A 21,032-nucleotide genomic window follows, 5' to 3' on the forward strand; every position below is an offset into this window, starting at 1 on the left:
CGCGGAAGATCCCCGAGCCGGCGAGACGTACGGCTCCTTCCCACCACCGTCCGAACCTTTCTCAGGGGATTGACGTTCCAGCATCGTGAGGATTCTCCACAGTGTCCGCATCGCCCTGGCCGTGACGGCGGTGTGCGCGGCGTCCGCGCTGATCTCGCAGGCGGTGCGCGCGCCGTCGTCCGTGCCGGCTTCGTGCCCGGAGCGCTGGGACGGCGACAGGCCCGGCGGATGGGTGCCCGCGGCCGCCGACCTCGACGGGGTCGAGGAGTCGCTCGTCCCCGGAGAGCCGGTCACGGCGATGATCTGCGCCTACCCGGGGCACAACGCGCGCCCGGGAGGAGAGCGGCTCGCCGGATCCCGGATCCTGACCGCCGAGGCCGGGGCCATGGCCCGCGACCTGGACTACCTCCCGGTGACCACGGCCGATCCCGGCGGCCCGTGCACGCAGGGGGGCGGGGCGATGACCAACTACCTCATCGGATACCTCCGAGGAGGCCCCCGCCTTCAGGCGGGGGAGGAATCGGACTTCTGCGGAGCAGGGCAGGAGAAGGCGATTCGCCGTCAGGCGGACCGCCGTAGAGAACACACACGGTTCTTAGCTGATCTTGCAGTATTGTGTGAGGCATGGCGCAGACCGTGAAGCGGGCGTTCAAGTACCGCTTCCACCCGACCCCCGAGCAAGCTTCCGAGCTTGCCCGGACGTTCGGCTGCGCCCGCCTGGTCTACAACAAAGCCCTGGAAGGCTGGTCTACAACAAAGCCCTGGAAGAACGGACCCGCGCCTACACGCTGGAAGGCCGTCGCCTCTCCTATGTGGAGTCGTCGGCCGCGCTGACGGAGTGGAAGAAAACCGACACCCTCGCGTTCCTGCACGAGGTGTCGTCGGTCCCGCTGCAGCAGGCGCTTCGCCATCTGCAGGCCGCGTTCGTGAACTTCTTCACCAAACGCGCCAGGTACCCGACCTTCAAGTCCCGCAAGAAGTCGCGGGCCTCGGCCGAGTACACCCGCTCGGCGTTCCGCTGGCGCGAGGGCCGGTTGACGCTGGCGAAGATGGACGCGCCGCTGGCGATCGTGTGGTCGCGCCCCCTGCCCGAGGGGGCGCAGCCGTCCACCGTGACCGTGTCCAAGGACGCCGCCGGACGCTGGTTCGTGTCCCTCCTGGTGGAGGAGACGATCCGGGCGCTGGCGCCGACCGAAAACAGGGTCGGGGTGGACGCGGGGATCACGGCGCTGGCGACGCTCTCCACCGGAGAGAAGATCGTCAACCCCCGGCATGAGCGGGCCGACCGGCGCAAGCTGGCCAAGGCGCAGCGGCGCCTGGCCCGCACGCAGAAGGGTTCGGCCAACCGGCGGAAGGCGAAACTCAAGGTGGCCCGGGTGCATGCCCGCATCACCGACCGGCGCCGAGATCACCTGCACCAGCTCACCACTCGGCTCGTCCGTGAAAACCAAACGGTCGTGATCGAAGACCTCACCGTGCGCAACCTGGTGAAAAACCGGAAGCTGGCCCGCGCCATCTCCGATGCCTCCTGGCGCCGGATGCGCCAGATGCTGGAGTACAAAACGCAGTGGTACGGGCGGGAACTGCTGGTCGTCGACCGTTTCTTTCCCAGTTCGAAGCTGTGCTCGGCGTGCGGGGCGCTGCAGGACACGATGCCGTTGCACGTCCGCGAGTGGGTGTGCGCCTGCGGCGCGATCCATGACCGGGACGTGAACGCGGCCAAGAACGTGCTCGCCGCCGGGCTGGCGGAGAGGTGAAACGCCTGTGGAGCTGGTGCAAGACCTCAACGAGAGTCCTCTCGGGCAGGCAACCGGCACTGAAGCAGGAACCCTCACGGGCGACCGTGGGAATCCCCCTCCTTCAGGAGGGGGAAGATGTCAACAGGTTCGCCTATCCCCGCGGGGAGGCCCTGTGGGTGGGCAGCGCCGAGGAGGTCAACTCCTGCGTGACGACGACGAACGGCACCGTCGGCAGCCGCTCGTACGTCGGGCGGGACATCACCGCCGCCTACCGGACCGGCACGTGGAGCCCCACGCCGCCGGACGACCCCTGCCGAGGGTTTCCCGGGCGCCGGGGACAGAACGAGCGGATGGTGCCCGGCGAACCCGTCTCGGTCCTGATCTGCGGGCGGGCCACGTACGACAGGCCGTCTCCCCGGCTGGAACACGGCGGGCCGACGGCCGCGGCCCTGGCGGCGACGCTGAACTCCCTGGACACCCTGCCGAGCGAGAACGTGTGCCGCGGAGGCGGAGGCGGAGGCGCACAGGACGACACCCTCCTGCTCCTGTTCGGCTACCCGGAAGGACCGCCCGCGGCCGTCCGGGTCCTGACCGCCTGCGACCCCGGTGTCAACAACGGGCTGCTCCAGGCGAACCTCAACGCGAACGCCCGCGACCAGGTGAAACGGCTCGCGTCACCGGCCTAGGCAGCGGCCCGGACAGCGGCCTGGACGGCGGCGGCCGCAGCGCGCGGCGACCGGGACGCCCGCCGCAGCGGGCGCGACGGCGGCCGGGGCGGCCCGCGTCCCCGTCGCCGCGTCGAGGCCACACCGCGAGCCCCTGGGTAGGGTGGCCGGGCCGGTTCCCGCCGAGGAGCCGGCTTCCCCCTGTTTCTCCTGGACCGACGGGAGGCCGCGCGGCATGACCGTGATCGACGAGGTGACCCTGTTGCGGGCCTGCGTGGCGGGCCGGGTCCTGCGGGCGCGGGACGGCGAGGAGCTCGTCGTCGAGGGCCGCCTGGTCCGTGAGCTGTGCCGGCGCGGCCGCGAGGAGATAGACCCGCGCGGGCTGGCGATCCAGGGCGCGAGAATCGGCGGCGACCTCGACCTGAGCGGGATGGAGGTGCCCTTCCCCCTGCGCTTCACCGGCTGCGTGTTCGACCGGCCCGTTCTGCTGGAGGGGGCCGACCTGCACCTGCTGGTGCTGGACGGCTGCGCGGTGCCGGGAGTCCTGGCCAACGGGCTGCGGGTCCGCCGCGACCTGGACCTGTCCAGGTCGCACGTCACCGGCGACCTGTGGACCTCGGCCAGCACCTCCCGCAGCGCGGCCGTCTGGCTGTGCGAGTCGGAGATCGGCGGGCGCCTGATCTGCCTGGACACGGTCATCGACTCCGCGATGCGGGCGGTCCAGGCCGACCGGATGCGGGTCGGCGGGACGATCCGGTTGCTGCATGGCTTCGAGGCACGCGGCGGGATGCGGCTGCTGGGGGTTCAGGTGGCGGGCTCGCTGGACCTGACCGGTGCCCGGCTGACCCGCCCCGACCGCGGGCTGGCCCTGGACCTGGGCGACGCGCAGATCGGCGGCAGCGTCTTCCTCATCGACGACCAGACGGGCCGTCGCCCGCTGATCCGCGGCCGCGTCGACCTGGGCAACGCCCGGATCTCCGGCCAGTTCCTGATCCGCGACGCCACCCTCGAGCCCACCGAGGCGATCGGCGGCGCCGGATACTCCAGCAGGCGCGACGGCGGAACCGCGATCAGCGCCCCCGGCCTCTTCGTGGGCGGGGATCTCAGCGTCGAGGGCGAGTGCCGGATCGGCGGCGGCGTGGACCTCTCGATGGGTTCCTTCAGCACCGTGCGGATCCACCGGGGGTGCGAGCTCGCGGTCGGCGGAGGGCGCGCCCTCGACCTGACCAACGCCGAGGTGCGCTCCAACCTCCTCATCGAGGAGGGAACGGCGGTCCAGGGCACGCTGCGCCTGGCGGGGGCGCACATCAGGGGCGGCCTCATTCTCCGGGGAACCCGGTGGAGCCTGCCGGAGAGGAACTCGCTCATCGCGGCCCAGGGCGTGGTCGTCGACAGCATGGTGGACCTGCGGGAGATGGAGGCCACCGGCGGCAGGTTGCGGTTCCGCTCTGCGACGATCGGCGGCGCCCTGGACGCCCACCGCGCCCGGTTGCTCAACCTGGGCGCCGAGGCGCTCCTGCTCCAGCAGGCGGTGGTACGGGGATCGATCCTGCTCAAGGAGGGCTTCACCGCCGAGGGCCGGGTGCTGCTGAACCGGTGCGCGGTGGAGGGGCGGATCGACTGTGAGCGCGGCACCTTCGCCGGAGGGATCGAGGCGGTGTCGGCCACGGCGCGCGGCGGCATGCGCCTGCGCTGGGCCGAGGTCCCGCCGCTGGTGGACCTGACCGGCGCGTCCACCACGCTGCTCGCCGACGACCCGGCCGGGTGGCCGCGGAACTCGATGATCTCGGGATTCGTCTACGACCGCTTCGACGGCGCCTGGGACTGGCGGGCCCGTCGCGACTGGCTGCGCGGGATGGTCCCCTTCGACGCCGGCCCGTACGAGCAGGCGGCCAGGGTGTTCCGCCAGCACGGCCACGCCGCGGAGGCCGAACGGCTGCTCATCGAGCAGCGCCGGCAGGCCAGGCGGGCGCCGTCGCCGGAGGGCCGGTCGCCGCGCCGGCTGGTCAGGAACGCCCGCGACCTGCTCTATGGGCTCACCGTCGGCTACGGCTACCGGCCGGGCCGGGTGCTGTGGCTGCTGGGCGCCCTGCTCGCCCTGGTGGGCGTCATGATGCTGAGCCCGGCGGTCCAGGAGACCCTGCGGGCCACCGATCCGCGAGGCAACGTCTACGCGGTGGACGGCAGGCTGGTCACCGTGGACGACGTGGCGGCGCCGGCCGACGGCACGGCGACCGCGGCGGGGCGCGGCGCCCGTCCCGGGCCGTGCGGGGACGGGCAGGTGCGCTGCTTCGACCCGCTGTTCTACACGGTGGACACCGTCGTGCCGCTCATCTCGCTGGGCCAGCGCGCGACGTGGTACCCCGAGACGCGCAGCCGGGCGGGGGCGCTGACCTCGGCGCTGCTGAACGTGGCCGGCCTGCTGGGCTGGCTGCTGTCGACGGTCGTCGTGCTCTCCTTCGCCCGGCTCGCCAGACCGGCGTGAGCCCCGGCCCTGCCTCCATAGCCCTGTCTCCCCGACCCTGTCTCCCCGGCCCTGTTTCCGGCCCTGTCTCCGGCCCTGTGTCCGGCGCTGTCCCCCGCCCCAGCCCCGGCGCGTGGCCGGGGCCGTCGGACCGGCCGGGACCGAATCAGCCGAGCCCGCCGGGCAGGCCCGCCTGGATGGCGGCCAGCACCGCCTCGTGCACCTCCTCGCCCGTGTGACCGGCCAGCGGGGCGGGGCTGCCGGTCAGGGTGTACCACTCCTCCGCGCCGAGGTACTGCACCGCGACGTGGGCCTGGTCGTCGTGGACCTCGGTGCGTACGACCAGATCGCCGGTGATGACCCCCGCCTCGTCGGTCATCACCCCGCCGGGCCCGGCGAGCACCTGGTTGTCGTAGTGTTCGCGGCCGGTCACGTCGCTCGCTTACGGTCCTCGCCGGCCGGCTGGGGCCGGCAGGTGTCGAGCATCTCGGCGAGGGCGGCCTTCTCCTCGGCGGTGACGGTCAGGCGGTAGTGGTACTTCACATCCGCCCAGGCGCGGGCGTACATGCAGCGGGAGGCAGCGAGCGGCGGCTTCCACGACTCCGGCCCCTGGTCGCCCCTGCTCCTGTTCGACGCGGCGGAGACGGCGAGCAGCTGCGGCCGCTCCAGATCGTTGGCGAAACTCTCGCGCTCGGCGTCGGTCCAGGTGTCGGCGCCGGAGCGCCAGGCGTTGGCCAGGGGCACGATGTGGCTGACGTCGACGTCGTCGGCCGAGCTGAGGGTGCGCCCGTCGTAGGCCGAGTACCAGGAGCCCGACACCGCCCGGCAGGCGTCGTCGCGCTGCACGTTCTGGCCGTCGCGCGCCAGCACGGTCTCGCGGGCGTCACAGGCCGCGGCGCGCGTGCTCCAGTGCGGGAAGCGGTCCCGGCTGTAGCCGGCCGCCGACCGCGGCTCCGCGACGGTCAGCAGGTTCAGCTCGGCGCGGGCGATCGGCGGGACTGACGGCTCGGGCAGCCTGATCACGGCGGCCGCCGGCCCGGCGAGAGTGGCGAGGAGGGTGGGCAGGGCTGCGAGAGTGGCGGCCGTGTGGCGCCATTGTCGTGTCGGCATGTGCCACCACTACCAGCAGCGATCGTCGCGAGTGACGAGAAACGCCGTCGTCGCCACGGAGAGTGGCGGATCTGTGAGAGAACATTCCCTCCCCGCGGGGCCGGCCGGCCGGAGCCGCCGCGGACGACGGCCGGGTGCGGCCGTGCGGCTTTTCCGCCTCCTGCCCCCGATGTCACGAGCTCGCGCCGGGGATCGGTGGATCACCAGGTCAACGGGGCCGGCGACGGCGGGGAAAGTCCCGGCAAGGGGCGGAGATTTATTGATCAAGCACGGTGTGGGACCGGGTGATCGGCAGGAGAGGAGTCCTAGAAGAGCGTTGGAGCCGTGGCGGTCACGGCCCGCAGGGCCCAGGAGGAACCCGTGCGACGCTTCTTCACCAGGACCGGCTGTCTGGCTGCCGTGGCGATGCTCGCCACCATGATGGCCGCGCCCGCTCAGGCCGCGCCCACACCGCGCGCCTGCGCGACGCCCCTTTCCGTCCAGGCCGGCCCCGCCGAGACCGGTGCGCCCTCGCCGGCCGCCGAGACCGAGCCGGCCTACTTCACGATGACGACCGCCGGCTCCCCCGAGCCACTCGTCATCAAGCTCACCGACCCCGGGAAGATCGAGCACGCCCGGCGGATCATCAGCGGCCAGGAGACCTCGAGGACGCACGTCATGGGCCGGATCATCAAGAGGCCGGCCCCGTACAACCCCGCCTACGGCTTCCACCTCGACTCGAACACGATCGACTTCTTCGAGATGGCCATCGAGGTCTGCGACGCGACACTCTCCTACGTCGAGGACCACCTCGACGAGGCGTGCGGCGCCTTCCTGCCCGGCTGCTTCTTCTGTCCCTGGAGTTCCAGGCTCGTCGCCGAGGTTCCCGCCCCCTGATTCTCGCCCGACGGGTTCACGGCCGGCGACCGCCCCCTCAGGAGCGATGGCCGCCCGGGCGGAGCCGGTGATCGCCGGCGCGCTCTCGCCGTACGGCCGCGCCCGGCGGTGCCCCGCGGGCTCTCGCCGCCACGCGGGCCACACTCCTGCGATACCAGGTGCCACGGGGTGTGGCCCGCCGGTCCCCGCGGCCGGTCGCGTACGTCCCGGCGAGGACCTGCTGAGGAGGCGCCGTCACATCTCCCGGTCGCGCGAGGTCGTGGGGACCAGCACCTTCTTCGCCCTCGCCATCAGCGTGAGAGCCACCACCACGAAGGCGAGCGCGAGCAGGGTGAAGGCGGTGAGCGACAGCTGGTCCGTCCAGCCAAGCAGCCGAGGCGAGGCCGTCGAGACGGCGAAGAACGCGAAGAACAGCATCGACCACGCGTACGACCTCACCCGCAGGATCCGGCCAGGTCCGGAGAGCGCGCGCGGAGCCCGGCCCGTCACCAGCACGTGAACGGCGTGCGCGGCCATCACGCACGCGGCCGCGAAAAGGGCCCAGCTGAACGCGACCGACAGTGTGTGCACGTTCATCGGGATCGCACCTTCCTCGCCGCCGGCGGTGAGCGGAAACGATATTTCCCAGCTCCGGCCGCCTGCCCCGCGTGAGGTGCGGCAAACCATCCGCCCGTACGGCGACGCGGGCCCGGCCCGTCTTTCCCGCGCCGGGGGGAGTTCTCCGCCCGGCCGCTTCCGGCCCGGCCCCGTTCACGCCGCCGGTCCCGGCCGCCCCGGAAAATGGGATGAGGCCGCCGGAGCCGGTCGGTAATCTCGTTTCAACAGGTCGGGATGGAGCAGTGGTAGCTCGGCGGGCTCATAATTCGTAGGTCGCAGGTTCGAATCCTGTTCCCGATACTCTCGACACGTGGTGGCCGCCGCTCCCGCGTGTTCGGTGGCCCGGGGCGATCGGGCGCCTTTCTGCTCTAGCTGGAATGCTCGACGACAATCACAACATTTCCCGTTTTCTGGCCCGTCTCGACGTACCGGTACGCCTCGACGATCTCTTCCAGCGGATATCGCCGGTCGATGACCGGTGTGAAATCGCCGGACTCGATCAGTCCCTTGAAATAGCGCGCCATCTCCCGGTCGTCCTGCTTCGGGACGGGGAACATGACCTTCCTGCCGCCGAACAGCGGGGTGACGAGCGCCAGGACCAGATTCTGCGACAGGGTGCCCAGGTCCGACGCGAGATAGATCCCGCGCGGTTTCAGCAGCCGCCTGCACCGGCCGAACGAGCTCTTGCCGACCGCGTCGATGACGGCGTCGTACTTCTGCTCGTCCTTCGTGAAGTCCTCGGCCGTGTAGTCGACGACCCTGTCGGCCCCCAGCCCTCTGACCAGCTCGACGTTCCTGGTGTCGCAGACCGCGGTCACGCCGGCGCCGAGCCCCTTCAGGAGCTGGACCGCCGCCGAGCCGATCGCCCCGGTCGCCCCGTAGACGAGGACGTCCTGCCCGCTGCGGATCCTCGCCGTCCTGATGAGCGTGAGGGCGTAGTGCGAGCCCTCGGTGCTGGGAGCGGCCTCCGCGTAGGTCAGCCCCTCCGGAATGATCGCGAGCGCGCCGTCCTGGGGGATCGACATGTACTGGGCGTGGGCCCCGAACGAAGTGTCGTTGTATCCGAACACCCTGTCGCCGACTTTGAAGGAGGTGACGCCGGCGCCCACCGTCTCGACTTCTCCCGCGAACTCGGTTCCGAGAATTCTCACCTTCGGCCTGACGAGCCCGGTGAAGAGTCTCCAGATGAAGGGCTTCGCCGCGCGTAACCCGCAGTCCGTGCGATTGACCGTCGTCGCGTGGACCTTGATGAGGAGCTCGCCGTCCTTTACCGCCGGCTTCTCCGCCTCCTCGAAACGAACCACTTCCGGTGGGCCATATCTGGTGCGGACCGCAGCCTTCATAGCTGAATTGTACCGATCATGTGGGGATCTGGTGGAAATCTCTCACTCACCGTCCGCCATCGCCGGTCGGCCGCCGGTGGGCGGGCCGTGGATACGGCCCGCCCACCGGCGGCCTCGGTGTCTCAGTTCTGGCCGGTGACCGTGAAGGTCAGCTCGACCCGGGTCTTCGAGCCGGCGCCGGCCAGCGTGATGCCGGTCGAACCCGGCTTCGCCGTCCCCGGCACGCTGACGGTCTCGCCGGAGACGACACCGTCGCCGTTCGCGCGCACGGTGGCGGAGGCGAGGCCGTCGCCGAAGCCGATCGTGACCGCCTCGTTCGGCGCGAACCCGGAACCGTCGACGACGATCGCCGTGCCGCGCGGCCCGGAGGTGGTCGACAGCAGCACGTCCGGCCGGTACGTGCGCGCCACCGGTTCCTCGGTCACCTGGACGGTCGCCGTCGCCGCCGTGTCCGAGGACGCGCCGACGGCGGTGACGGCGTACCGGCCGGGCAGCGCGTCGCCGGACGCCGTTATCGACGCCTGGACTTCTCCCTTCGCCGAGGCCACGACCGTCGCGCCGTCCGCCGGGCCCGCTCCGAGGCTGACGGTCACCCGCTCGCCGGCGGCGAACCCGCTGCCCTTGACGGTGACCGGGTCGCCTGCGGTGACGGGGGCGGACGCCGACACCGAGATCGACGGCTGCGCCCCGGCGCGCGTCACGGTCACGGTGAACGTCGTGGTGACGCTCGACAGCGTGTCCCACGCGGTGACGTGCACCGTGTAGGTGCCCTCACGCTCGTACGTGTGCTGCCCGCTCATCGCGCCGGACGGGCCGACCGTGGCGTCGGCGGGAACCGTGCCGTCGCCCCACTGGACGCGGGCGCGGTAGCCCGCCGAGCCGGTGACGCCACCGGTCACCGAACCGAGGTCGGCCGACAGGGCCTGCCCGGCGACGGCCTTCTGGTCCTTGGCGGCGGTGCTCGCCAGCGCGGCGCCCGGCGTGCCGTCGTCGGCGACGGCGAACACGTGGATCCTGCCCGCCGAGCCCGGCTCGCCGGTCTGCGCCGGCAGGGTCACCGACACGAGCTTCCTGCCGTCCGGGATCCGGTACGGCGCGGTGGCGAACAGGAACGGCTGCGCGCTGTCCCGGCTCGTGCCGAGCAGCCGGTACGCGGTCCTGGCGACGACGATGTTGCCGTAGGACGGCGTGCCGCCGGGGTTGCCGCCCAGCGTCCAGTCGCTCATCTGGATCGGGATGTCGGCCGTGCCGCCGTCGTCGAAGGTGGCCGTGCCGGTGGTGCTCTGGTCGCCCTGCGTGCCGGCGCCGATGAACGAGATGCTCCTCGCGTCGTCCGGCAGGTTGAGCACGATCTTCTTGCCGTTGCCGGTCGCGTTGTCCGGTTGCCCGGCCTGGACCGCCGGCAGCGTGAAGCGCAGTGCCGTTCCGGGCACCTCGTGCCGTTTGCCCTGGGTCACGCCGGCCGCCTCGAGGGCCGCCCGCGAGTACGCCCACGACTTGGCGTCGCAGTTCGCCGCGAGGACGCCCTCGTCGCCGACGCAGACGGTGTCGAACGCCGCGGCGAGTCCGGCCTCCGGCGCGTAGGCCACCTCGACGCCGGCCGTTCCCGAGCCCTGGCCGGTGCCGTCGGTCACCGTGACGCTCGCCTGGTAGTGGCCCGGCTTGGCGTAGGTGTGCGAGCCGCTGACCTCGTACACGCTCCGCGAGCTCAGGGCCAGGGTGCCCTCGGTGACCGGTGAGCCGTCGCCCCAGTCGACGGTGGCCCGGTAGCCGCTCGCGGTGCCCCCGGTGACGGAGGCGAGTGCCACCGACGCCTCGACGCCGGACGTGGCGTGCACGCCGCTCGCGGGGGTGACCGTGACGTCGCCGCCACCGAGCTGGATGTCGCCGCCGGCGAGCAGTTCGATCTCGGCGAGGTTCGTCCGCGCGCCCCCGACGGCCTTCGTCACGGCCAGGCGGAACTGCGCGAACCGCCCCGGGCGGTCGATCTTGAACGGCCGGGTGTGGTTGCGCCAGGAGAACACCTCGTCCTTGCGGGAGTCGACCGTGGTCCAGGTGATCCCGTCGTTGGAGCCCTGCAGCCGCCAGTCCGCCGGGTCGCCCGTGGTCGCCCCGGAGACCGGGTCCCCGGAGGCCGGGGCCCCCTTCCGTTCCCCGGAGGCCCCGGAGTTCCCCGAGGCCGCCGGGGCGCCCGTGCTCGCCCCGGAGGTGAGGGTGTAGTACACCGGTGCCTGCCTGCCGCCGCGGAAGGTCCAGCCGATCTGCGGCGTGCCGGAGGTGAAGGTCATCTGCGTGGTCGACGAGTCGTCGAACAGCTTCGACGCGTCCTGCCCGCCGCTCGCGGTCGCGGTGCCGAGGCCGGGTCCCGTGGTGTCCTGCAACGGCTTGGGCGCCGCTCCGCCCCTGGTCAGGGACGGCGGGGCGTCGTTCTCACCGGTGCCCCAGGACGACGGGTTCGGGCCCATCCGGAAGTCGATCGTGCCGCCGCGGGCGAGCTGGGAGGCGTCGATGGACACCTCTCGCTGCGTCTTGCCGTTGACCTTCACGCTCTGCACGTAGACGTTCCTCGTGCTGTTGTCCGGCGCGTTGACGACGATGTCGCCGCTCTTGCGGTGGACGGTCATCCGGGTGAACTGCGGCGAGCCGATGGCCCAGTTGGACGAACCGGCCTGCAGCGGGTAGACGCCCAGCGAGCTGAGGACGTGCCACGCCGACATCTCGCCGTTGTCCTCGTCGCCCAGGTAGCCCTGGCCGATCTCGCCGCCGACGTAGAGGCGCCGCAGGATCTCCCGAACGATCGCCTGCGTCTTCGCCGGTGCCCCGACATAGTTGTACATGTATGGGATGTGGTGTGACGGCTGGTTGCTCATGCCGAGCTGGCCCATCCGCACCGCGCGCGCCTCGAGCATCTCGTGGATCGTGCCGCCGTACCCGCCGGGCCTGTCGGCGTTCTCCGGGGTGGCGAAGAACTGGTCGAGCCTCTGCCGCAGCGCCGCCCGCCCGCCGTGCAGGTTGGCCAGTCCCTGGCCGTCCTGCTGCGCGGTGAAGGCGAAGTTCCACCCGTTGGTCTCGGTGTAGACGCCGCCCCAGTCCAGCGGGTCGGCGGCGAGGAAGTTGCCGGCGGCGTCGCGGCCCCGGAAGAACTTCGTGCTCGGGTCGAAGAGGTTGACGTAGTTGCGGGCCCGCTGCAGGAAGTACTGCGACTCCTCCTTGAGCCGGTCGCGCCGCGCCTTCGGGGTGGCCGGGTCCTTGGCCAGGGCCGCGCCCATGTTGCCCAGGCCGTAGTCGTTGATGAAGCCCTCCAGCGCCCACGACACCGACTCGCCGGTGGAGGTCGGCGTGTAGCCGAGGAACAGCGAGGCCTCGATGCCCTTGCGGCCGACCTCGCCGCGCCCGGACGCGACGGTCGCGTCCTTGACCGCCGAGTCGTACGCGCCGAGCGGGTCGGGCAGCTTGACGCCGTTGAGGTAGGCCTGGGCCAGCGAGACGTTCGCGCTGGTGCCGGTCATCAGGTCGGCGTAGCCGGGCGAGGACCAGCGGGCGACCCACCCGCCGTCGCGGTACTGCTGGACGAACCCGTCGGCGATCCTGGCCGCGACGTCCGGGTACAGCAGCGAGTACGCGGGCCACACGGTGCGGTAGGTGTCCCAGAACCCGTTGTTGACGTAGATCTGCCCGTCGACGATCTTCGCGCCGGTCTGGGTGGCGGTCGACGTGCCGGTCGGCGCCGACACCGGGCTCGCGTACTGCCAGCGCGGGGCGGCGGCGGTGCCGGTGTTCTCCGACTGCGAGTTCGGGTACAGGTTCAGCCGGTACAGGTTCGAGTAGAGCGTCACCAGCTGCGTCTCGGTCGCGCCCCGCACCTCGACCCGGCCGAGCCGGTCCTTCCACGCCGCGGTGGCGGCGGCGTGGATCTGGTCGAAGCTCCTGCCGGCGACCTCCATGTCGAGATTGCGGCGCGCCTGGTCGAGGGAGAGGAACGACGTCGCGATGCGCAGCGTCACCTGCCGCCCGGCGGAGGTGTCGAAGGTGGCGGACGTGGCGGAGGACGCCGCGGGCGCCCGGTCGAAGGTGCCGGACACGAACATCCGGCTGCGCCCGGCCGACAGGCCGCTTCCGTTGTCGACCCAGCCGGTGAACGTGCCGTCCGTGCCGATGGTAAACGTGCCGTTGTGGAAGACGAGGCTTCCTGTGGCCTGCCCGGACGGGAAGGTGAACCGCATGATCCCGCCGTGGTCGGTGGCGGTCATGTCCGCGACCAGGCCGTTCTGCAGCGTGACCCGGTAGAGGTCCGGCCGCGCGATCTCGTCGTCGTGGCTGAAGGCGAGCGCCCGGCCGCTGGGAGCCCCGGTGAGCGGCCCGCCGGCCGGTACCGGCATGATCGACATCTGGTTGCGGTCACCCATCCACGGGCTGGGCTCGTGCGAGATCGCGAGCCCCTCCAGCATGGGCAGGTTGGCCGCGTTGTTGCCCCGCTGGTAGTCGTACTCCCACGAGTTGGACGCGGCGTTGGTGACCGGCGTGAAGAAGTTGAAGCCGTTCGGCACCGCGGTGATCGGCAGGTTGTTGCCGCGCGAGAACCCGCCCGTCGAGTTGGTCCCGCGCCGGGTGTCGACGTAATTTGTCAGGCGGGAGCCGTCGATCGTCGCCGGAACGCCCGTCAGGGTGACGTCGTCGAGCCAGCCCTGGAAACGGGTCGAGGCGGTCGCCTGGGGGTCGTCGTAGGCGAGCAGGATCCGGTCGATCGTCTTGCCGTTCGCGACCGCCCCGATCTCGGACCGCACCGCGTTCCACTGGTCGGCGTAGAGCACCTTCGACGCACCCTGCCCCGAGGCCGTGAGCGGGTAGCCGTGCTGGTCGACGGGCGAGCGGCCGCTCAGGTAGCTGCCGTCGGTGAAGTGCAGGTCGACGGCGACGTGGGTGGACGGGTACCGGGCGTCCTGACCGGTGAACTCGGGGAAGACCTTGTAGGACAGCCGGGTCTTCGGCCCGACCGGGATGTCGACGTCGAACAGCCTGTTGGTCGCGTACGAGCGGCCGGCCGCCTCGGCGCCGCCCGCGTAGCGCAGCGAGGCCGTCCCGGTGAATCCGGCCCGCGGCTTCATGGTGTGGCCGCTGACCGGACCGCTGCCGACGACGCTGACCATCGGGGTGACCGGCGGCCTGACGTCCGAGCCGTCGCTGATGTTCCAGTCGGCGAGCTGGATGATCGAGTCACCGGAGTTCGCGGTGACGTCCAGCCGGTAGTGGTCGTAGGCGGTCGTGTTGGTGACGTCGTAGACGTTGGTGGCGAACCGCCCGCCGAAGCTCTGCCCCGTCCGCCTGTCCAGGTCGGTCCACGTGCTGCCGTCGTTCGACCCCTGCACGGTGAAGTCCCTGGGGTCGCGGCCCGGCGCGTCGTCCGCGGAGGTGAGCGAGTAGCGCACCACCACCGCGGGCTTGGCCAGCTTGTAGGTCACCCAGCCGGTCCGGGCGAACGCCAGCCACTTGGTCGACGGGCTGCCGTCCTTGAGGGTCGCGGCGGTCTCGTTCGGCGGGTTCTCAGCGCTCGCGGACACCGCGGCGACCTGGCCGAGCAGGCTGCCGGGCAGTCCGGCCGGGCTCGATCCGCTCAGGTTCGCCTGGATCGGCTCGCCGTTCGCACCGGCCTCGACGGTGCTCGCCGCGGGTTGCGGGTCGGCCGCCTCGAACGAGGAGCCGAAGTCGCCGGGAGGGGCCGCGGCGCTCGCCGGCGGTGTGGCGACGAGCAGCCACACCGGCAGCAGCAGTGCCGCGGTCGCGGCGAACCGCCGCAGGGACAGGATGCGGGCGAAGGGGGGATGCGACATGGCGGGTGCCTTTTGACTCGTTGGGGGGTGTCGAGAGCGTCGAACGCCGGGGGGCGAGACCCACAGCCGCCGCAGCCGCCGCAACCGCCGCGGCCGATGGGCCGCGGCGGAGCGCGGGTGCGCCCGCCGGGCACGCGGGACGGCCCGCCGCACGCCGTCGCGGGCGCCGGGGCCGGTGCCGTCATCGGTGCCGGGACATGGGTCTCAGACCATGCGGGAAGCTCCATGGGGACATGAACGGGGGCGTGAGGGGACGTTAGGTGCGCGGAGGGACGAACCCGGGTGTGGATCGCGGCCCAGCGTTTCCCTTACGAGACAACGTTGTCAAGAGCTGATCGGGTAACCTCCCGGAAACCGTGCGTTCTCCGGGCCGCCCCGCGGGGCCGACCGGGCGGGGTGACACCGTGGCCGGCGTACGTGGTCGCCGGTCGTGCCCGGCCTCCCGCGGGGTCGTCCCGGCGGTGACCAGGGCCGCAAGCCAGATAACGTTGTCACCACGGCGGACGGCGTGTCGGTATGGTTCGTGGCATGACCAGTGACGGCGGCCGTACGAGGCGGCCAACCATGGTGGACGTGGCGACCCGGGCCGGAGTGAGCCTGAAGACCGTCTCGCGGGTCGTGAACAACGCGCCGCACGTCCAGCCCGAGCTGGTCGAGCGGGTGCTCGCCGCCGTGGCCGAGCTGGGCTTCCGCCGCAACCACCTGGCCAGCTCGCTGCGCTCGGGGCAGGCGACCGCCACGGTCGGGCTGCTGATCGAGGAGATCGCCAACCCGTTCTACGCGACGATCGCGGGAGCCGCCGCCGAGGTCGCCCGGCAACACGGCACGATGCTCATCATCGCCAGTTCCGAGGAGGATCCGGCACGCGAGCGGCAACTGCTGCGGGACCTGTGCGCCCGCCGCGTCGACGGGCTGCTCGTGGTGCCGGCCGGCGACGACCACTCGTTCCTGCGCGCCGAGGTCGAGCTCGGCACCCCGGTGGTCTTCCTCGACCGGCCGGCCGGCGGGCTGCTCGCCGACACCGTGCTGCTCGACAACCGCGGGGGCGCGCGGGCCGGGGTGCGCCGGCTCGTCGAGGCGGGCCACCGGCGGATCGCCATCCTGCTCGACTCGATCGGCGTCTACACGATGCGCGAGCGGCTCGACGGCGCGCAGGACGCGCTGGCCCCGGCCGGCGCGCCGTACGACACCCGGCTGGTCCGTGACGGCGTCCGCGATCCGGCGGCGGCCGCCCGGGTCGTCTCCGAGCTGCTCGACCGGCCGGATCCGCCGACCGCCTTCTTCAGCCTGAACAACCGGATCACCCTCGGCGTGATCGAGGAGCTGCACCGGCGCGGCAGCGACGCCGCGGTGCTCGGGTTCGACGACTTCGACATGTCCAGCCTGGTGCCGCACCCGCTGACGGTGATCTCCTACGACACCCGCGAGCTGGCCAGGACCGCCGCCGAACTGCTGTTCCGGCGGATCGGGGGAGACCGGTCGTGGCCACGCACCGTGGTGCTTCCCACCGAGCTGGTCGAGCGGGGCCTCCCGCCGCGCTGAGCCGCACTGAGCGGCGCAGAGCCGGGTGACCGCGAGGAGCGACCGCGCCGGCACGGCCGGTCGCCCGCGGCCCGGCACGCGTCGCGCCCGCCGGACCGGGGACCACTCAAAGGATCATGTGCGGCAAAAGTCCCTTAGCGTCACAGTACGTTACAAAATGGCCACATTGGGAGGGGGTCGATTGACACGCCCGTAACGCGGGTGGAGTCTCTACCCGCTGCCTGCCTGACAACGATGTCACGGCCGATCAGAGAGAACCGGAATCGTTATGATCATTGACTTCTGCCTCCCACGGCGTCGTGTCTAGCCGGGAGCCGCGCTCGGGCACGGCCGCACCCGCGGCGGACGCCCCCGGCGGACCTCGTCACCGGCTCTCACGACGGGACGGCCGGGCTCGCGCCCTGACGGCGGTCGACCGCGGCACGCGACCACGTACGACCCGGGCGGCGGCACACGCCACCGCTCACCGGCGAGTCATACGAAGAACGAATTAATTTAGATTTTGCGGAAAGCCCCTGTCCGCAAGACGTGGTTCAGGCCACAGCACGGCAAACGAACTGATGACGAACCTCCCGGAGGTAACCATGTCGGTGGTGACCTGGCGCGGTCCCCTGCAGCCGGACGCGCGGGGATCCCGCTGCCGGCCCAGAGACGGCGACGTCGCCGTTCCGAGGCCGTGCCCGGCACGGGCCCGGACCCGGGCGGGCCGGTCATGAGCGACGCACCCGTCCTGCTGGAGATGCGTTCGATCACCAAGGAGTTCCCCGGGGTCAAGGCGCTCTCCGACGTCAACCTGGTGGTGCGGGCCGGCGAGATCCACGCGATCGCCGGGGAGAACGGCGCCGGCAAGTCCACCCTGATGAAGGTGCTCAGCGGGGTCCATCCGTACGGCACCTACTCCGGCGAGATCCTCTACCAGGGCGCGGAGAGCCGGTTCTCCGACATCCGGGCCAGCGAGAACTCCGGCATCGTGATCATCCACCAGGAGCTCGCCCTGGTGCCCGGCATGTCCATCACCGAGAACATCTTCCTCGGCAACGAACCGGGCCGCGGCGGCGTGATCAACTGGAAGACCGCCAACCGCCAGGCCCTGGAGCTGATGGCCCGGGTCGGCCTGGAAGAGGACCCGGACACGCTGATCAAGGACATCGGCGTGGGCAAGCAGCAGCTCGTGGAGATCGCGAAGGCGTTCGCCAAGGACGTGAAGCTCCTCATCCTCGACGAGCCCACCGCCGCCCTGAACGAGGCCGACTCCCAGCACCTGCTGGACCTCCTCCGCGACTTCAAGCAGCGGGGCATCACCTCGATCATCATCTCCCACAAGCTCAACGAGATCGCGCAGATCGCCGACAGCATCACCATCCTGCGGGACGGCCGGACGATCGAGACCCTCGGCGTCAAGGCGGACGGCGTCGACGAGGACCGGATCGTCCGGGGCATGGTCGGCCGTGAGCTGCACAGCCGCTTCCCCGACCACACTCCCGAGATCGGCGAGGTCTTCTTCGAGGTACGCGACTGGACGGTCCGGCACCCGATCTCCGCCGAGCGCCTGGTGGTCAAGAACTCCAGCTTCACCGTGCGCCGCGGCGAGATCGTCGGGTTCGCCGGCCTGATGGGCGCCGGGCGCACCGAGCTGGCGATGAGCGTCTTCGGCCGCTCGTACGGCACCTACGTCTCCGGGAAGATCTTCAAGGACGGCCGGGAGATCGTGTTGAAGTCGGTGTCGGACGCCATCGCGCACGGCCTGGCGTACGTCAGCGAGGACCGCAAGTCGATCGGCCTGAACCTGCTCGACGACATCAAGACCTCGATGGTGTCGGCCAAGCTGTCCAAGGTCTCCACCCGCGGCGTGGTCGACCCGGTGCGGGAGCATCGGGCGGCCGAGGGCTACCGGACGAGCCTGCGGGTCAAGGCCCCCACCGTCGACGAGGGGGTCACCAAGCTCTCCGGCGGCAACCAGCAGAAGGTGGTGCTGGCGAAGTGGATGTTCACCGATCCCGACCTGCTCATCCTCGACGAGCCGACCCGGGGCATCGACGTGGGCGCCAAATACGAGATCTACGGCATCATCCAGCGACTCGCCGACCAGGGGAAGGGCGTCATCGTCATCTCCTCGGAGCTCCCCGAGCTGATCGGCCTCTGTGACCGGATCTACACGGTGTTCGAGGGGACCATCACCGGCGACATCGACCGGCGAGACGCCGACCCCGAACTCCTGATGAAGCAGATGACCTCAGCGAAGAAGGCACGCCGACCATGAGCCGTGTGAAAGAACTCCAGAAGTCCCTGTTCGGAGGGACGACCTCCAACGCCCGGCAGTTCGGGATGATCTTCACGCTGGTGGCGATCGTCCTGCTGTTCCAGGTCCTGACCGACGGCCTGACGCTGAACTCCGGCAACCTCATCTCGCTGGTGAGCCAGTACTCGTACATCCTGATCCTGGCCATCGGGATGCTGATGGTCATCGTCGCCGGGCACATCGACCTCTCCGTCGGCTCGATCGCCGCGTTCGTCGGCATCGTGGTCGCGAAGGTCATGCAGGACTACTCGGTGCCGTGGTTCCTCGCCATTCTGATCGGCCTGGCGGTCGGTGTCCTCATCGGCACCTGGCAGGGCTTCTGGGTGGCCTACGTCGGGGTGCCGGCCTTCATCGTCACCCTGGCCAGCATGATGTTGTTCCGGGGCGGCAACCAGTACATCGGCAACGCCGACACCATCCCGGTGCCCGAGGGGTTCAGGGTCATCGGTGCCGGCTTCCTGCCGGAGGTCGGCCCGGACACCGGGTACAACAACCTCACGCTCCTGCTCGGCCTGGTCGTCTGCGTGGCGATCGTGGTCCGGGAGTGGAGGGCCCGCCAGACCCGGCGGGAGATGGGGGCCGACGTCGCCCCGATGTGGATCTCGGCGATCCGGGTCGCCGTCCCGGTCGTCGTGGTGGTGTTCGCGAGCCTGCAGTTCGCCGGCGGCCGGATCGGGACCAGCTTCCCGATCTCCGGGATCATCCTCGGCGTCCTGGTCGTGATCTACGCGTTCATCACCCGTAACACGGCGGGCGGCCGACACATCTACGCGGTCGGCGGCAACGCCAGGGCCGCCGAGCTGTCCGGCGTCAAGCTCAGGCGGGTCAACTTCCTGGTGATGATGAACATGTCGGTCCTGGCGGCACTGGCCGGCATGATCTTCGTTGCCCGTTCGGCCGCCTCAGGGCCGCAGGACGGCATCGGCTGGGAGCTGGACGCGATCGCCGCCGTCTTCATCGGCGGCGCGGCGGTCTCCGGCGGCCTGGGCACGATCAGCGGATCCATCGTCGGCGGCCTCGTCATGGCCGTGCTCAACAACGGCCTGCAGCTGATGGGCGTGGGCTCCGACCGGGTGCAGATCATCAAGGGCCTGGTCCTGCTGCTCGCCGTCGCGCTCGACGTCTACAACAAGAAGCAGGGGCGCTTCTCGGTCCTCGGATCGCTGACGCGCCCGTTCCGCCGGGAGACACCGACCGGCCCGGCGTCCGGCGCCGAGGCGGACCAGGAACACGGCAAGAGTCCGGTGGCCGGCTAACCGGCCACCGTCGGCGGGGCGGGAGACCTCCGCCCCGTCCTCCTTTGAAGAAGGGCACCTCTGAAAATGCGCAATATCCTCGTCAGGGGCGTGGCGGCCGGGGCCATCGCGCTTCTGTCCCTCACCGCCTGCGCCTCCGAGCGTTCGCAGACCCCCGCCGGCGGTACGGGCGCCTCCGCAGGCTCCAGCGAGGCCGCGAAGGGCTTCCCCGCCGACTCGCTGATCGGCGTCGCGCTGCCGTCGAAGACCTCGGAGAACTGGGTCCTGGCCGGTGGCCTGTTCACCGACGGCCTGAAGGAGGCCGGCTTCAAGTCCGACGTCCAGTACGCCGGCTCCTCCACCACCGTCGCCGACCAGCAGGCGCAGATCTCGGCCATGGTCACCAAGGGCGCCAAGGTCATCGTCATCGGCGCGACCGACGCCGCGCAGCTGAGCACCCAGGTGGAGGCCGCCAAGGCGGCCGGCGCGACCGTCATCGCCTACGACCGGCTCATCAAGAACACCGACGCGGTCGACTACTACATCGCCTACGACAACTTCAAGGTCGGCCAGCTCCAGGGCCAGGCCCTGCTGGACGGCATGAAGGCGAAGAAGGCCGACGGCCCCTACACCATCGAGCTGTTCTCCGGCTCGTCGGACGACAACAACTCGGCGGTCTTCTTCGACGGCGCGATGGACGTGCTGAAGCCGAAGATCGACGACGGCAGCGTGGTGGTCGGCTCCGGCCAGACCGACGTCAAGCAGACCGCCACCGACGGCTGGAAGGCCGAGAACGCCCAGCGTCGCATGGACTCGCTGCTGACCTCCACCTACAGCAGCAAGACCCTGGACGGGGTGCTCTCCCCCAACGACACGCTGGCCCGCGCCATCATCACCTCGGTCAAGGGTGCCGGCAAGGACCTGCCCGTGGTGACCGGCCAGGACTCCGAGGTCGAGTCGGTCAAGTCGATCGTGGCCGGTGAGCAGTACTCGACGATCAACAAGGACACCCGCGAGCTGGTCAAGCAGACCATCCAGATGGCCAAGGACCTGCAGGCCGGCAAGGCCCCCCAGGTCAACGACACCAAGTCGTACGACAACGGGGTGAAGGTCGTCCCGTCGTACCTGCTCGAGCCGCTGATCGTGACCAAGGAGAACGTCGTGGAGGCGTACGCCAACGACCCCAAGCTGGCCCCGCTCACGAATTGACGTGCTCCCCGGCCTGAGGGTCGGGGATTCTCGCAGGTGCCGCTCATGCGGCACCCCGAAGGCTTCCTGCTTCATCGGCGTCTGCCACCGCGAGCGGTGGTCTTACGTCACCTCCACAAGCGTTT

Annotated in this window: 13 protein-coding genes, 1 tRNA gene and 1 pseudogene; 10 read left to right on the top strand and 5 right to left on the bottom strand. The window is 70.9% G+C overall.

The window, feature by feature from the left end; translation table 11 throughout:
* Positions 1-85: 85 nt before the first annotated feature.
* The 4 genes and pseudogenes from ACTOQ2_RS31580 to ACTOQ2_RS31595 all read left to right on the top strand — a co-directional run bounded on the left by ACTOQ2_RS31580 (position 86) and on the right by ACTOQ2_RS31595 (position 4,889).
* Positions 86-640, top strand: coding sequence for a hypothetical protein (locus ACTOQ2_RS31580; protein WP_440104477.1), 555 nt, complete (start codon positions 86-88; stop codon positions 638-640).
* Positions 625-1,843, top strand: a pseudogene (locus ACTOQ2_RS31585) (RNA-guided endonuclease InsQ/TnpB family protein); the annotation flags it as partial. The gene ACTOQ2_RS31580 and the pseudogene ACTOQ2_RS31585, both read left to right, overlap by 16 nt.
* Positions 1,844-2,425 carry a hypothetical protein gene (locus ACTOQ2_RS31590; RefSeq protein ID WP_440104496.1) on the top strand — a complete coding sequence of 194 codons (582 nt, stop codon included), beginning with the start codon at positions 1,844-1,846 and terminating at the stop codon, positions 2,423-2,425.
* Positions 2,426-2,639: 214 nt separating this feature from the next.
* Positions 2,640-4,889: a hypothetical protein gene (locus tag ACTOQ2_RS31595; protein WP_440104478.1), complete on the top strand. Its 2,250-nt coding sequence runs from the start codon at positions 2,640-2,642 to the stop codon at positions 4,887-4,889.
* Between the two features lie 145 nt (positions 4,890-5,034).
* Here the strand turns inward: ACTOQ2_RS31595 and ACTOQ2_RS31600 are convergent, their stop codons facing one another.
* Both ACTOQ2_RS31600 and ACTOQ2_RS31605 read right to left on the bottom strand, forming a co-directional pair.
* Positions 5,035-5,301: a hypothetical protein gene (locus ACTOQ2_RS31600; RefSeq protein WP_440069934.1), complete on the bottom strand. Its 267-nt coding sequence runs from the start codon at positions 5,299-5,301 to the stop codon at positions 5,035-5,037.
* Positions 5,298-5,978 (bottom strand): HNH endonuclease family protein, encoded by a 681-nt coding sequence (locus ACTOQ2_RS31605; RefSeq protein WP_440104479.1) that lies wholly within the window; start codon positions 5,976-5,978, stop codon positions 5,298-5,300. Before ACTOQ2_RS31605 ends, ACTOQ2_RS31600 begins: the two co-directional genes overlap by 4 nt.
* 324 nt (positions 5,979-6,302) lie before the next feature.
* Here ACTOQ2_RS31605 and ACTOQ2_RS31610 point away from each other — a divergent pair, with 324 nt between their 5' ends.
* Entirely contained in the window at positions 6,303-6,854 is a 552-nt protein-coding gene (locus ACTOQ2_RS31610) for a BP74-related protein (RefSeq protein ID WP_440104480.1), read from the top strand.
* 234 nt (positions 6,855-7,088) lie between these two features.
* Here ACTOQ2_RS31610 and ACTOQ2_RS31615 read toward each other — a convergent pair whose 3' ends face one another.
* Complete coding sequence (locus tag ACTOQ2_RS31615) at positions 7,089-7,430, bottom strand: hypothetical protein (RefSeq protein ID WP_440104481.1); 342 nt, start codon at positions 7,428-7,430, stop codon at positions 7,089-7,091.
* A 249-nt stretch (positions 7,431-7,679) separates the two neighbouring features.
* Between ACTOQ2_RS31615 and ACTOQ2_RS31620 the strand changes: the two genes are divergently transcribed.
* A tRNA-Met gene (locus ACTOQ2_RS31620) sits at positions 7,680-7,751 on the top strand.
* 68 nt (positions 7,752-7,819) lie between these two features.
* On the opposite strand, the gene ACTOQ2_RS31625 is transcribed toward ACTOQ2_RS31620, so the two are convergent.
* Positions 7,820-8,794, bottom strand: a complete 975-nt coding sequence (locus ACTOQ2_RS31625) for an NAD(P)-dependent alcohol dehydrogenase (RefSeq protein WP_440104482.1) — start codon at positions 8,792-8,794, stop codon at positions 7,820-7,822.
* Positions 8,795-8,916: 122 nt separating this feature from the next.
* Positions 8,917-14,622 (bottom strand): GH92 family glycosyl hydrolase, encoded by a 5,706-nt coding sequence (locus ACTOQ2_RS31630; RefSeq protein WP_440104483.1) that lies wholly within the window; start codon positions 14,620-14,622, stop codon positions 8,917-8,919.
* 528 nt (positions 14,623-15,150) lie between these two features.
* Here ACTOQ2_RS31630 and ACTOQ2_RS31635 point away from each other — a divergent pair.
* The 4 genes from ACTOQ2_RS31635 to ACTOQ2_RS31650 all read left to right on the top strand — a co-directional run bounded on the left by ACTOQ2_RS31635 (position 15,151) and on the right by ACTOQ2_RS31650 (position 20,907).
* A complete protein-coding gene (locus tag ACTOQ2_RS31635; protein ID WP_440104484.1) occupies positions 15,151-16,164 on the top strand; it encodes a LacI family DNA-binding transcriptional regulator in 1,014 nt (337 codons plus the stop codon).
* A 712-nt stretch (positions 16,165-16,876) separates the two neighbouring features.
* Positions 16,877-18,424 (top strand): multiple monosaccharide ABC transporter ATP-binding protein, encoded by a 1,548-nt coding sequence (gene mmsA, locus ACTOQ2_RS31640; RefSeq protein ID WP_440104486.1) that lies wholly within the window; start codon positions 16,877-16,879, stop codon positions 18,422-18,424.
* Entirely contained in the window at positions 18,421-19,719 is a 1,299-nt protein-coding gene (gene mmsB, locus ACTOQ2_RS31645; protein ID WP_440104488.1) for a multiple monosaccharide ABC transporter permease, read from the top strand. Before mmsA ends, mmsB begins: the two co-directional genes overlap by 4 nt.
* 66 nt (positions 19,720-19,785) lie before the next feature.
* A complete protein-coding gene (locus tag ACTOQ2_RS31650; RefSeq protein WP_440104489.1) occupies positions 19,786-20,907 on the top strand; it encodes a substrate-binding domain-containing protein in 1,122 nt (373 codons plus the stop codon).
* The last annotated feature ends 125 nt before the right edge of the window (positions 20,908-21,032 follow it).

The organism is Streptosporangium sp. H16 (assembly GCF_051918855.1).
Lineage (GTDB): Bacteria > Actinomycetota > Actinomycetes > Streptosporangiales > Streptosporangiaceae > Streptosporangium.